The sequence below is a fragment of the Metasolibacillus sp. genome, assembly GCF_025291715.1.
GTDB classification, from domain to species: Bacteria; Bacillota; Bacilli; order Bacillales_A; family Planococcaceae; genus Metasolibacillus; species Metasolibacillus louembei.
In genome coordinates, this window is record NZ_JAMBIZ010000052.1 from 1 (window position 1) to 11,815 (window position 11,815).

Below are 11,815 nucleotides of genomic sequence, written 5' to 3' on the forward strand. Positions count from 1 at the left end.
AGGCGAGCAAGCGATAGCGCGATAGATTCAGAGCGAAATCTCAATTTCCTCTGTCCATTTTCTTGACATAGTATCAAAATTATTCAATTATCGCAAGTATTCAATAAGCTACAAGTCGAAATGGTGCATACACTTTTGTAGCTAATAAAACTAAAACAGTTGCTTTGAACGAAACAGTTTCTCTTTCTACAGGCATTATTACTACTACAAATTACTGGAAAATTGACTCAATGGCATATGCTAATTATCCAGATATATCTTATAGAGCAGATGCTAAAGTGGAAGGACCTTGGTTATTAAATAAAAAAGGAGTTTTATATCCTGAATATACAGACAAAAAAAGTAATAAAGTAATGATTGAACCTGCCACTACAACTTGGTCTGCTTCATCTAGTTCTTCATGTCCTTTGTCTTCTAGTGATAGAACAGCATATAGAACATGGTATGAAAAGAATTATGGAACTTTAAATTGGGATAATTATGAAATCCATCATATTAGACCTTGTAAATGGGGAGGAACTAAAGATTATAGCAATCTAATACCATTAGATAGTTCATTCCATAGAGGTATTGTATCTCCTTGGTGGGCTGCTTATTAAAAGTTAGGAGAATTTAGAATGTCCATTGAATTAATCTTAACAGCATTAAAACAAAGATTTGCTAAAGAAGATTATATAACTCTCCACAGGGAAAACGGAGAAATTATAACCAAAGTAACATGTGAATGGAATAATCCAGCATCAGATGAAGAACTACAAGAGTTTGCATTAAAAACTCAACAAGTGTTACCAAAAGAATTATATTCATTTTTAAAACAGACAAATGGGGCAAAAATATTCAGTATTGATGGTTTAGATTACCTTGAAATATATGATTTACCTGAAATGATAAATTATGTTGATGAATATAAAACAAATATCTATTATCACGTATACGATAAAAATTGGTATATGATTGGGCGTTATCGGGGATATGGTGACTATATATTCGTTGACTCACAAAAGGTGAAAAATGGAGAAGAAGATTATCTAATCTATGTGCAAGTGGGAGATATTCAAAGATTACCTATGAATTTTGAAACATTCCTTGATAGGTTTATTGTTGCACAAGGGGCTAGGTATTGGTTATGGTAGGTGCACATTAAATCAAGAGGATGTTAGACCGATTATATTTCAGTCTAACATCCTTTCTTTTTGATTAAACACTATTCTCCAATTGAGGGTAGTGTTTTTCAAGATTTTTATCTATGTAATTGTTATTCAAAAATTTAATATTTGGAATAAGTACAAGACTGTAAAAAAGCTATCTCAATAGTCAAGCAAATTGGCTTTTGATGATAGTTCTTTTATTTTAAAGACATATTAATAGAATATGATTAATTAATTTTTACCGTTTCAAATTTAAAAAAACTTTATGTTTTTTAGTGTTTTTAGAAAGTAATTGTTGAAGGTTATGGAATGAGAAATTGTCAACACCTTTGGAATAGTGAAGGGAGGTCAACACATTATTCATATCGAATGGAAGCTCACTGCATGAATAGATATGTAATTTGTCTATAATAATAGACTGAAATTTATATCCCAATACCTATAAATTATTCATTTTTTTGTATCTTATTTATTATTTTTTAAAATAGCAATCCTATTCTTGGCATTTCAGAAAAATAATTGTTGAAGGTTATGAAAGGGGAATCACCGACACCTTTGCAACAGCGGAGGGAGGTGAGCGCATGGAATCTATTCGTACTGAGTGGCAAGTGCGGTGTGCGTTTAATAGCTTTTGTAAACGAGTATTGAAGCATGAAGCTATCAATATTTATTACAAAAGGCGTAAACAACAATCACAAGAAACATCCTTTTCTAACCTCACATCCGAAGAAGCAAGTCAGCTTTATATAGTCGATAACTATGAGGAAGATGGGGACACACAAGTTTTTCAAGTAGCAGGCAAGGAAATTACTGCCAAATTACTTGAACTGTTTGAGTCTATATCTCTAGGCAATGGAGATTATAATCTCAATTCTGAGGGTGAAATTGTGATTGATGATTAATTGTGTGTAATGATCGAAAAAGCATTATTCAAAGATATGTATTGGTCTTTGAAGAGATTTATTGAAAATAAGGGAGGTAAGGGAATGTTAATACCCACAAATAAAATAAGTATTGCAAGTACATCTACAACATCCAGTATATATTCAGATTTTACAGCTTCTTTAGCTACATTAAATTGGTTAGAAATTGAATCAATTTTAAAGAAGATACAAAAAATAAATTTTCATAGTTTTGAAGCGTTAAATTTCAAGGGACAAGAATTAGAATCGTTGAATAGTTTGCTAGAAGCGAATCTAGGAATTCTCTACAATCCTACGGCTCAAAAAATAATCAATAACATAGTCATCTCATCTCAACGTAAACATATTAAAACTGGTATTTCTTTATTGGAGGATATTGTTAAAAGGAAAGGGAAGTTAAGAGTTTACTCAGGAAATTACATTTAGTCATTTTATCTTATAGGAATAGTAGAAAGAGCTGTCTGAAAGTTTTTGAGACAGCTCTAGTTTTTTATTTGATTGAGCGAATTTTTACTTTGTGATGAGGTGAATTTAGTAAAGCATTTTGTTAAGTTTATTTTCAATCTTGCTGAATTTAACTATAGTTAAAGTTTATCAGTTGAAATATACCCAACCTTTTCAAGCAATTTTACTGTTGTATAATTTAATTTTGGAAGCTGATTCAAAGCGAAATATTGTAAATCTTTGCTTTCCTCATCTATTTTGAGTGCTCCTGTTACAGTAGTAGCCTCAAAAATAGCGGTTGCATTATAGATTTCGTCACCGTGGGGGAATTGATAGTAGAGCTCTTTTCCAGAGGCTAGGCCAATCAATTTCATTTCTTGTGCGATTAGTCCTGTTTCCTCAAATAATTCCTTCTGTGCAGTTTCTTCAAAGCTGTCGCCCATTTCCATTCCACCACCTGGAAGTCCCCAATCATTTGTATCTGAGCGTAATTGTAATAGAATTTCTTTGTGCTCATTTAATACAATAATAGCTGAGCCCGGCGCAATAATTGGCTTTGTTCCAACATATTGACGTATGTATTTAATATAGTTCATATTGACCTCCATTGCTCTTAATAACTAAATATTATCTCATTTATTAGCAAATAGACTAGTACAAGATTGCTGGTCAAGTCTTACATATAGTAAACTGAAGAAATAGGAAAAGGATGAGGGAATGGGGGATTATATTGGAAAAGAATAGAGCAACAATTTATACACTTGCTATCGGTATGCCAAAAGAATTGCGTTATGGTGATGGGCGTTCCATGGTTACAGGGATTGCAAAACAACAAGTGCCAAATGTTTATTTAGCAAGTCGTGGATTTGAGGGGGACGATGTAGCAGATAAAAAACATCATGGTGGACCTGATCGCGCTATCTGTTTATATCCTTTGGAGCATTATGCACAATGGCAGCAGGAGCTAGGGAAAACATTGCCAACAGCAGCCTTTGGTGAAAATTTAACCGTAACAAATATGCTAGAGGCAGATGTTTATATTGGCGATATTTACAAAATTGGTGATGCAGTCATTCAAATTACACAAGGACGTGTTCCATGTAGCACGATTGATAAATACACAGAGGCGACTACATTATTGAAACGTTTGATTGAAACTGGTTATACAGGATACCTTGGGCGAGTGTTAGAGGAAGGAACGATTTATGCAGATTCGCCAATTGAACTAATCGAAAAAGACTCTGCAGGCATTTCTGTATTGTATTGCAATGAAGTGTATTTCCAAAATAAAGATGCAGATGCAATGCAGCGTATTTTAGCCGTAGAAGCACTTGCAGATGAGTGGAAACAAAAATTGGAGAAAAGAATTCAAGTGTTGCAAAGTCGCGCAGTTGGAAAAAGTTAATCAATATATTTTGGAGGAATAAATGATTAGAGATGTGCTTTATTCTAAAAAGTGGATTATGGAATGGTATAAGCCAGCAACAGTAGAAGAAATTCAGCAGGTTGAAAAAGAGCTACAAATCGTTCTCCCAAAAGTATATAAAGAGCTTTTGTTTCTCTCAAATGGAGTGCTTGGCAATTTAGCTAAGCTATATACAACGGATGAATTAATCGAAATGAATAAAACATATGAAGTGCAAGCTTATGCCCCAGGATATGTTTCGATTGGAAATGATCATAGTGGCTACCATCTTTTAATGAAAACAGAGGAAGAGGCTGTTCATTTCCAATTAGTAAGTGATGGATATGGTATCCCTGTAGAAAATGATGTAACAGACCATTTTCTGTCATGGCTGAATAGTGATGAGGGAGACCCATGGAGAAATGAATAATTTAGAAAGACTGTTAGAAAAATATGATGATATCTATATTTTCTAACAGTCTTGTTTAACTACTTGTGGAATAAACCTTTTTAAAGCGCTCGCAAACGACAAGCATATCAGGTGTAAATTTTAGGTCATATGCCTTTAACTGCGATGTAAAGAAGCGAACATGGGCATCCCACCAATATTGATAATCTCCTTCACCTTCTGCCAAAGCAAAATCCTCTGTTACTTCGTTCATAGGCACCACTTCAACAGATTGTATTTCAATGATGGCGACAGGTTCATCATGACTATTTAAAACAATTGAATATTCACCTGCTTGCGGCAATGCTGCATTTTCAAGCTCGTAAAAAATATGTCCTGAAGTGGTAGCTGTTTTCTTACCTTGGCAGACTAAATCAGCTAACCAATCAGCCTCTACACCAAATTGAAATGCATCCGTGTAGACAATATTTTGCAAATTTTTCTCTTGGCAAAATGCTTCCCAAAAAAGCTGTATTTTGTTCATAAATCATACTCCTCTAATCTTCTATCAAATTATTAGGTAATGCAAATATCATAAGCATATGAATCGTTAAATAAATGATGGCAACAAAGCATAAGAAAATGGGTATTTGTAAAATTTCATGGATAGGGAATGACTGTACCCAGTCGATAGCAACTGAGCCAATGCCAAATATCCCCCCCATACCAATTGTGTATACAAGCATAGTTTGTGGTATTTTAGTTAATTGTTTCCGCTGTAGAAAATGCGAGCGGTTTCAATAAACATACCGATGACAACCATTTTTATCACCCTTCTCCTAAAAATCGATCCATTTCCTGCTGTAATGCTCTCTCAGTCTCGTGCATTGCTGCTATTAGATTATCTAAATATTGTAATGTGATCAACTCATCATCACAATAAATATGAACTGTTGCACCTGCCGTTATTAAGTTTACTAAAAGCTGTCTAAAACGGGCAGTGTGGTCAATTTCTAGTAGCTCATCTACAACATTGTAAGCATATAAATCGTGACTAACAACATAGTGTCCATTTTTGATATTGCTTTTAATTGTTTGAATCGGTAGTGCACTATTAAACTTGCGGATAAGGGTAATGTATTTGAGTATATTTGCATCATTGTCAATTTTGATTTGCACAATGCTCATATGCGTCAGCTCCTTATATAAAGCGTTTTGTTTTCATTTAGAGGGAGATCAATTTCAAGAAACTCCTTAATTATAAAAAAACGGCTATCTACTTCAGCTATTTCGATTCTTGCGCCATAGGTTGTATAGGCAACAAAATAAGCTGCACCTTCAAAAATGCATTGTCCTACATGGTCATACATTGGTTTTCCTATTTCATAAGTAATTTCCTGTATATCCTCAAATGGTAAGCTGAAAATTTTGGCGATTTCCTTCATCATTACAGCCTCCTTTTCGTTAACTTTATCATATATGGTAAACTGAAAAAAACAAAGGGGGCAGGGGAAGATGCGAGAGGATTGGCGTAAACAAGCGATTGTAGATGTATTAACTAAATCATCGTTAGATGAAGTGAATATGTGCTGGTGGGACGCAGGGTACTTAGAATTTTTAATTGATATTGAAGATTTAAAAGAAGGTCGCTTTGACAATACATATCTAAATTTAGCGACAAGTTAAAGGGAGGCGCTTTTTAGGCGCCTCTTTTATTTTGTACTTTCTAAAAATACCTTTTGTGCAGCAAGGATACCTGCACCTGCTGTGAAATCATAGTTGAAATCTTGTAGGGCAGCTTCCATTAATGAAACAGCCTGCAATACATCGCTTGGGAAACAGTAGCCCATATGGCCAAAGCGGAAGATTTCTCCTTGTAATGAGCCAAGTCCACCTGCGAAGTCTAGATGGTATTTTGCTTTTAAATGTGCAACAAAATCAGCTAGCACGATACCTTTAGGCACTTTAATAGCAGTAACTGTTGGTGAAGCATACGTATCCTCTGTTAGTAATCCAATATTTAATGCAGTCATCGCAGCACGCACCATATTTCTCATTACTATATGACGTTTTGCTGTTTGCTCGATGCCACCTTCCTCATTAATTAGCTTACAAGCTTCATTTAAGCCGTATAGTAGCATAATGGCTGGAGTGTTTGGTGTCATGCCCTTTTCAGCCCAATTTTTATAGCTTAATAAATTTAAATAATAGCTTTGTGTCTGGTTCGCTTCTATAACTTTCCAAGCCCGCTTGTTAACAGCAACAAGTGCTAAACCAGGGGGTAACATTAAAGCCTTTTGTGAGCCAGTTACTAAAATATCAATACCCCATTCATCCATTTTCGGAGCGACACCACCGATGCAGCTAACTCCATCGACGATAACAAGCGCATCTGTTTTTTCATGTACAACTTTTGCTAATTCCTCGATTGGATTTAAAATGCCTGTAGATGTTTCGTTATATGTCATAAAAACGGCTTGTATCGACGGTAAGTCTTGTAAAAATTCGCTTAACTCCTGCGCTGTACATGCCTCGCCCCAATGCTTCTCTAGCTTGTGTACTCGGAAGCTATGTTGCTCACAAATATTGACGAAATAATCACCAAATGCCCCTACTGTAATTACGACAACATCTTCCCCAGCAGAAACAGTATTGATTGCGGCTGCTTCAAGTGCTGCTGTGCCCCCTGATGGTAAAAAAAGAATATCCTCTGTCGTACCAAATATAGGCTTCACTAACTCCACTGTTTCATTGTATAGTTCAATAAATTCAGGTGTACGATGACTTATAATGTTTTTACTCATTGCAAGGTCGACACGTTTTGGAATTGGTGTTGGTCCTGGATGACGTAAAATATTTTCATACATAATGCTTCTCTCCTTATAAAAACTGAATTTTCCAACTATCTATTATCATAAGGAATATTTCAAGAGATTGACAGCATTTCGCTTCAAGTCATCAATTATTACGGTGAATCTGGTGAAATAACCTCCCATTGACCAAACAATGTCAATTCACATGCCTTTGCTAGAGAAATGGATGCTGTATTATCTAGCTGACATCGATATTGTGGCTCATAGCCTTTTTCATAAGCATATTGGCTAATCGCACGTACTACTTTGCGAGCATGTCCCTGTCCACGAAACTGTGATAGAGTTAAAACCCCTAAATCAGCAAGCTTTGTGTTGTCTGACCAAGGGTACATGCTAGAGGCACATGCTAAGCGCTCTTCTGCAAAGGAGCCGAACACAGCCCAATGGTCTAATTCCACATAAGCATCATCTAAATCTTGATCTGATGCTGAATTTTCAAATTCTGAAAATACTTCTACATCCTGTTCTGTGAGTTGACGTATATTTTTAGTAGCAGTTTCTGTGCACACTTTCTCCTTTTCTTTTTCCGTAAAATAAAAAATGTGATCTGCACTATGCAATAGGATTCCTATTTCCTCCAATTTATTCCGGAAGATTTCTTCAGATATAGGCTGTTCCTTTACAAGCTGTAGCTTAGTTGCGATAGTAGGTGTCATAACAGCGGAAACTTTACCATTTGCTGTTGTTAGCACCATAAGACGGCGACTTTCCTTTAAATGTGGGTTAATAATGCAACAAAAATAATCATCGTTATAAAAAATTTCACCATTAAATGAGCTATCCCAAAAGTCTATAATTGTTTGTGAAAATAAAGTCATTACTCTTCCTCCTTTTTAAATACTGTAAAGCACAACAGCTGTCAAAACAATATTTTCAAGCAGCATTAAAATAAAAATAAGAGGTGATATATGGATGAAGGATGTCGTACAAAGGATGATTGATTGGACAGAAGACCATTTATTTGAAGGCTTTTCGTTACTTGAAATGAGCGAAAAAATGGGGTATTCCCCTTATTATTGCTCGTTTAAATTCCATCAAATAACAGGGATAAGCTTAAAGCGTTATATGGCATTAAGAAGAATTTATCTTTCTTCGATTGCTTTAAGGGATACGGAGGAAAGAATATTAGATATTGCATTAAATCACGGATATTCTACGCAGGAGTCGTATACAAGAGCCTTTAAAGAAATATTCGGTGTTAGTCCAAATAGTTACCGTCAAAAACCGATGCCATTACAATCATATGTAAAACTCGCAATCAGAACAGAGGAGATGTATATAATGGATATTTCAAAAAAATTACGAATTGAAGATTTGCAGTATGGGCTGAAGGAGCAATTTGATACAAGCATATTAAATATTTTAAATGGTGAGGATATGTTTAAAAAATTCAAGGAACAACAGTTCATGGAGACGAGTGATTATGCACCATTTAATGAAGCGATGTGTGTTCATGAAACGACTTTCCCAATTTTCAAGGATACGTTTAATGAAATGAGGGCACAAGGGCATAAGGTGGCACTTCACGATTATGAAGCTATTACATTAGCGCCTTTAAAAAATACGCTGTTTTCTAAAAAATATGACTGTATTGTACTATGGTTTGGTGAAGATATGTTTTGTCAAATGAACCTATTAACGATGCTTGCTTATTTGGAGCAAATAAACTATGAAGGTATAATTTATTATTACGCCGTGCAGGAGCAGACATATGATGTGAATGAAACGATACTACCATTAGGAATTTATCAGGATTTATACAAAGCGGTGTTAATTGAAAAATGCATGCCAAATGAGAAGGTGATGCCTGTGATGTACCAGGGAATTAAATTATATTTGGAGCTGCAAAAGGAAGCGAATGATATAACGAAGTATATTGATGCACATAAACAACTGATGACAGAGGAATTAGTGCGGAATTTGCTAAAGGTATTTCCACAGTATGGCTTAGGGGATACGCAATATATTGAAATAATAAACAAAATTTCCCGATAGATTGTTATTTGTTTAACAGTAATTTGATTTTCTAAAATATTTTTTACGAACTTTATCTGTGTAAAACAAAAAAATGTTCGGAAATGAGTTGAAAAACAGAAAGTGAGGTGATATATTATTGAATGTAAATTAAATAATGTCGTCGTATAATAGCGGGAATAGGCTCGCAAGTATCTACCAAATCACCGTAAATGATTTGACTACGATTGAAGCAAATTTGTATTGTAATATACAAATACTTTATTCGTAGACATGTCACTAAAAGACATGTCTTTGTTTTATTTCCTACGATTATAGACGATTAACGGAGGAACAATTCACAATGAAAAAGTATTTTGAGTTTGATAAACTTGGAACAAACTACCAAAGGGAAATCCTTGGCGGATTCACAACATTTTTAGCCATGGCTTATATTTTAGTCGTTAACCCTATGACGTTAACGCTACAAGATGTGCCTGACTTACCAGAAGCACTTCGTATGAATTATGGAGCAGTGTTCGTAGCAACTGCTGTTGCAGCAGCAATCGGCTCATTTATTATGGGGATTTTCGCTCGTTATCCATTGGCACTGGCACCAGGCTTAGGATTAAATGCATTTTTTGCATATACAGTTATTTTAACGAATGGTAGCCCTTGGCAGCATGCATTAGCAGCAGTATTTGTGTCAGGTGTATTTTTCTTAATCTTAACGTTAACAGGTTTACGAGAAAAATTAATTAATGCAATTCCAATGGAGCTAAAATTAGCAGTTGGTGCAGGTATCGGTTTATTTATCGCATTTATCGGTTTAAAAAATGCAGAAATCGTTGTAGCGAATCCAGCGACATTTGTAGGCATTGGTAATTTAACAGATCCAAAAGTGTTATTAGCAATTTTCGGTATTATTATTACAGTTATTTTCTTAGTTCGTGGTGTAAAAGCAGGGGTATTTTTGGGAATGGCGATTACTGCAGTGGCAGGAATGATTTTCGGCTTAGTTAATTTGCCATCAGGCGTTGTTGCTATGCCACCATCTATTGCACCAACATTCGGCTCATTATTCTCAGCATTTGGTGATACAGAGTTTTACACATTATCAATGCTATCTGTTATTTTAACTTTCTTATTTGTTGATTTCTTTGATAATGCAGGTACATTGATGGCTGTTGCAAATCAAGCAGGCTTTGTGAAAGATAATAAACTACCACGTGCAGGCAGGGCATTAGTTTCTGACTCAATTGCCACAATTGTAGGTTCTATTTTTGGTACATCAACAATTACATCATTTGTAGAGTCTTCATCAGGCGTTGCAGCAGGTGCTCGTACAGGCTTTGCTTCTATCGTAACAGGTGTATTATTCCTATTATCATTGTTCTTTTTACCTTTATTGAGTGTTGTAACACCAGCAGTAACCGCACCTGCTTTAATTGTTGTGGGGGTATTAATGGTAGCTTCGCTAGGGAAAATTGAATGGGGCAAGTTCGAAGTAGCTGTGCCAGCATTCTTTACAATGCTGATGATGCCATTGACATTCTCTATCGCAACAGGTGTAGCAATTGGCTTCGTTTTCTACCCATTAACAATGGTTGTTAAAGGTCGTGCAAAAGACGTTCATCCGATTATGTATGTATTCGGTTTAATTTTCTTACTATATCTTGCAACAGCAACCCATTGATAGTCGTAAAATGAATATTTAATAATTGAGTTAAGGCTGCTTAGAAAGTGTATTTATATATCACTTTTCGGGCAGCCTTTTAGCTGAGCTAAACAAAGATTCTTCGCGTACAAAACATCGCTCCTTTGATTGAAAGTAATTGTTGATTCAAGTTAATCCTCTGGTGGATGTCACAGATTTTGAAAAGGAGGTCTGCATGATACAGGTCAGCTAAGAATTTGGGGGAATTTAGATAAACTTACATTTTGGTGTAATGGATTTTCAAAAATGAAACTCTCAAGCTGATTGTTGCGTATATTATAGTAAAAAGTGGAGGTAAAAGGTATGAAAATAAGGTACTTTCTCTATGGGATTATGCTAGCTTTAGGATCAATTATCATTGCGTTTATTTTAGGTGATGTACAAAAAGTGATTCGAATAGCAGGAACAATAGGTGGTATTTTATTAATACTTACAATGTTCTTTTCGGGTGTGTTCGTAAATGGAGATCGTTTACGTGCTAATTTAGCTACAGAATCAAGTGAGCAAAAAAATAGGCGCCATAGATATGAAGAAATATTTTTATTTATGTCACTGCCATGTTTGATTGTCGCAGCTATATTTTATTATATATTTTAAAACTTATTTATTCCATATAAATAGGAAGAGATTCGTTTTTGTGAAATCTGAATATTTTTTCTTTAAATAAAGGGTTGCAATCTAAGGTCTTATAGGTGTATATTAATAAACGTTGTTGCGAAACAATCGCAAAACAAAAATAAAAAAGTAGTTGACTTTTCGAACTACTACATGATATTATATTAAAGTCGCTTCTGAACAAGAAGTGGTGAAGATATAAAAATGAACCTTGAAAACTGAACAAGCAAGACGTGAATGAATAAAATGTTTCATTTAAATAGATGAAACACAATTTTGGACATCATAAAGATGCCAGCAAATGTTTTACTGTATCGAAAGCGAAAGCGGTAGATACAAATTTGAGCTT

16 protein-coding genes and 1 riboswitch are annotated in these 11,815 nt (G+C 34.9%); of the genes, 10 read left to right on the top strand and 6 right to left on the bottom strand.

The features are described from left to right. Positions 1–164 precede the first annotated feature (164 nt). The 4 genes from M3Z76_RS19120 to M3Z76_RS19135 all read left to right on the top strand — a co-directional run bounded on the left by M3Z76_RS19120 (position 165) and on the right by M3Z76_RS19135 (position 2,497). The gene (locus tag M3Z76_RS19120) at positions 165–599 is read left to right on the top strand and encodes an HNH endonuclease signature motif containing protein (RefSeq protein ID WP_293929759.1); all 435 of its coding nucleotides are present in this window, start codon (positions 165–167) and stop codon (positions 597–599) included. 18 nt (positions 600–617) lie between these two features. Then, positions 618–1,133 carry an SMI1/KNR4 family protein gene (locus M3Z76_RS19125; protein ID WP_293929760.1) on the top strand — a complete coding sequence of 172 codons (516 nt, stop codon included), beginning with the start codon at positions 618–620 and terminating at the stop codon, positions 1,131–1,133. A gap of 596 nt (positions 1,134–1,729) precedes the next feature. Further along, the gene (locus M3Z76_RS19130) at positions 1,730–2,050 is read left to right on the top strand and encodes a hypothetical protein (protein ID WP_293929761.1); all 321 of its coding nucleotides are present in this window, start codon (positions 1,730–1,732) and stop codon (positions 2,048–2,050) included. Between the two features lie 84 nt (positions 2,051–2,134). Further along, the gene (locus M3Z76_RS19135) at positions 2,135–2,497 is read left to right on the top strand and encodes a hypothetical protein (protein WP_293929762.1); all 363 of its coding nucleotides are present in this window, start codon (positions 2,135–2,137) and stop codon (positions 2,495–2,497) included. Between the two features lie 158 nt (positions 2,498–2,655). Here the strand turns inward: M3Z76_RS19135 and M3Z76_RS19140 are convergent, their stop codons facing one another. Then, positions 2,656–3,111 (bottom strand): NUDIX hydrolase, encoded by a 456-nt coding sequence (locus M3Z76_RS19140; RefSeq protein WP_293929763.1) that lies wholly within the window; start codon positions 3,109–3,111, stop codon positions 2,656–2,658. A 134-nt stretch (positions 3,112–3,245) separates the two neighbouring features. Here M3Z76_RS19140 and M3Z76_RS19145 point away from each other — a divergent pair, with 134 nt between their 5' ends. Together M3Z76_RS19145 and M3Z76_RS19150 are read left to right on the top strand one after the other, a co-directional pair. Further along, positions 3,246–3,920 (top strand): MOSC domain-containing protein, encoded by a 675-nt coding sequence (locus M3Z76_RS19145; RefSeq protein ID WP_293929764.1) that lies wholly within the window; start codon positions 3,246–3,248, stop codon positions 3,918–3,920. A gap of 22 nt (positions 3,921–3,942) precedes the next feature. Continuing rightward, entirely contained in the window at positions 3,943–4,350 is a 408-nt protein-coding gene (locus M3Z76_RS19150) for an SMI1/KNR4 family protein (protein WP_293929765.1), read from the top strand. Positions 4,351–4,405: 55 nt separating this feature from the next. Here the strand turns inward: M3Z76_RS19150 and M3Z76_RS19155 are convergent, their stop codons facing one another. From M3Z76_RS19155 to M3Z76_RS19165, 3 genes are all read right to left on the bottom strand, one after another. Continuing rightward, positions 4,406–4,852, bottom strand: coding sequence for an ASCH domain-containing protein (locus tag M3Z76_RS19155; RefSeq protein ID WP_293929766.1), 447 nt, complete (start codon positions 4,850–4,852; stop codon positions 4,406–4,408). Positions 4,853–5,136: 284 nt separating this feature from the next. Continuing rightward, positions 5,137–5,496: a hypothetical protein gene (locus M3Z76_RS19160; RefSeq protein WP_293929767.1), complete on the bottom strand. Its 360-nt coding sequence runs from the start codon at positions 5,494–5,496 to the stop codon at positions 5,137–5,139. A gap of 5 nt (positions 5,497–5,501) precedes the next feature. After that, positions 5,502–5,756 carry a hypothetical protein gene (locus M3Z76_RS19165; protein ID WP_293929768.1) on the bottom strand — a complete coding sequence of 85 codons (255 nt, stop codon included), beginning with the start codon at positions 5,754–5,756 and terminating at the stop codon, positions 5,502–5,504. Positions 5,757–5,823: 67 nt separating this feature from the next. On the opposite strand from M3Z76_RS19165, the gene M3Z76_RS19170 reads away from it, so the two are divergent. Continuing rightward, positions 5,824–5,994 carry a DUF1963 domain-containing protein gene (locus tag M3Z76_RS19170; RefSeq protein WP_293929769.1) on the top strand — a complete coding sequence of 57 codons (171 nt, stop codon included), beginning with the start codon at positions 5,824–5,826 and terminating at the stop codon, positions 5,992–5,994. A 26-nt stretch (positions 5,995–6,020) separates the two neighbouring features. Here M3Z76_RS19170 and M3Z76_RS19175 read toward each other — a convergent pair whose 3' ends face one another. Both M3Z76_RS19175 and M3Z76_RS19180 read right to left on the bottom strand, forming a co-directional pair. Further along, positions 6,021–7,175 (bottom strand): pyridoxal-phosphate-dependent aminotransferase family protein, encoded by a 1,155-nt coding sequence (locus M3Z76_RS19175; protein ID WP_293929770.1) that lies wholly within the window; start codon positions 7,173–7,175, stop codon positions 6,021–6,023. 98 nt (positions 7,176–7,273) lie between these two features. After that, the gene (locus M3Z76_RS19180) at positions 7,274–7,999 is read right to left on the bottom strand and encodes a GNAT family N-acetyltransferase (protein WP_293929771.1); all 726 of its coding nucleotides are present in this window, start codon (positions 7,997–7,999) and stop codon (positions 7,274–7,276) included. A 94-nt stretch (positions 8,000–8,093) separates the two neighbouring features. On the opposite strand from M3Z76_RS19180, the gene M3Z76_RS19185 reads away from it, so the two are divergent. The 3 genes from M3Z76_RS19185 (at position 8,094) to M3Z76_RS19195 (ending at position 11,448) form a co-directional block, all read left to right on the top strand. Further along, on the top strand, positions 8,094–9,176 hold the full coding sequence (locus M3Z76_RS19185; RefSeq protein WP_293929772.1) for a helix-turn-helix transcriptional regulator: 1,083 nt from the start codon (positions 8,094–8,096) through the stop codon (positions 9,174–9,176). A 122-nt stretch (positions 9,177–9,298) separates the two neighbouring features. Next, a riboswitch (purine riboswitch) is annotated at positions 9,299–9,399 on the top strand. Between the two features lie 99 nt (positions 9,400–9,498). Beyond that, positions 9,499–10,830 (top strand): NCS2 family permease, encoded by a 1,332-nt coding sequence (locus M3Z76_RS19190; RefSeq protein ID WP_293929773.1) that lies wholly within the window; start codon positions 9,499–9,501, stop codon positions 10,828–10,830. Positions 10,831–11,154: 324 nt separating this feature from the next. Further along, entirely contained in the window at positions 11,155–11,448 is a 294-nt protein-coding gene (locus tag M3Z76_RS19195; RefSeq protein WP_293929774.1) for a DUF5316 family protein, read from the top strand. Positions 11,449–11,815 lie beyond the last annotated feature (367 nt).

What these genes read in the sequence shown, in the direction of transcription:
- M3Z76_RS19125 (WP_293929760.1), top strand. Translation starts at nt 618, where the DNA reads ATGTCCATTGAATTAATCTTAACAGCATTAAAACAAAGATTTGCTAAA.
- M3Z76_RS19130 (WP_293929761.1), top strand. Translation starts at nt 1,730, where the DNA reads ATGGAATCTATTCGTACTGAGTGGCAAGTGCGGTGTGCGTTTAATAGC.
- M3Z76_RS19135 (WP_293929762.1), top strand. Translation starts at nt 2,135, where the DNA reads ATGTTAATACCCACAAATAAAATAAGTATTGCAAGTACATCTACAACA.
- M3Z76_RS19140 (WP_293929763.1), bottom strand. Translation starts at nt 3,111, where the DNA reads ATGAACTATATTAAATACATACGTCAATATGTTGGAACAAAGCCAATT.
- M3Z76_RS19150 (WP_293929765.1), top strand. Translation starts at nt 3,943, where the DNA reads ATGATTAGAGATGTGCTTTATTCTAAAAAGTGGATTATGGAATGGTAT.
- M3Z76_RS19155 (WP_293929766.1), bottom strand. Translation starts at nt 4,852, where the DNA reads ATGAACAAAATACAGCTTTTTTGGGAAGCATTTTGCCAAGAGAAAAAT.
- M3Z76_RS19160 (WP_293929767.1), bottom strand. Translation starts at nt 5,496, where the DNA reads ATGAGCATTGTGCAAATCAAAATTGACAATGATGCAAATATACTCAAA.
- M3Z76_RS19165 (WP_293929768.1), bottom strand. Translation starts at nt 5,756, where the DNA reads ATGATGAAGGAAATCGCCAAAATTTTCAGCTTACCATTTGAGGATATA.
- M3Z76_RS19170 (WP_293929769.1), top strand. Translation starts at nt 5,824, where the DNA reads ATGCGAGAGGATTGGCGTAAACAAGCGATTGTAGATGTATTAACTAAA.
- M3Z76_RS19175 (WP_293929770.1), bottom strand. Translation starts at nt 7,175, where the DNA reads ATGTATGAAAATATTTTACGTCATCCAGGACCAACACCAATTCCAAAA.
- M3Z76_RS19180 (WP_293929771.1), bottom strand. Translation starts at nt 7,999, where the DNA reads ATGACTTTATTTTCACAAACAATTATAGACTTTTGGGATAGCTCATTT.
- M3Z76_RS19185 (WP_293929772.1), top strand. Translation starts at nt 8,094, where the DNA reads ATGAAGGATGTCGTACAAAGGATGATTGATTGGACAGAAGACCATTTA.
- M3Z76_RS19190 (WP_293929773.1), top strand. Translation starts at nt 9,499, where the DNA reads ATGAAAAAGTATTTTGAGTTTGATAAACTTGGAACAAACTACCAAAGG.
- M3Z76_RS19195 (WP_293929774.1), top strand. Translation starts at nt 11,155, where the DNA reads ATGAAAATAAGGTACTTTCTCTATGGGATTATGCTAGCTTTAGGATCA.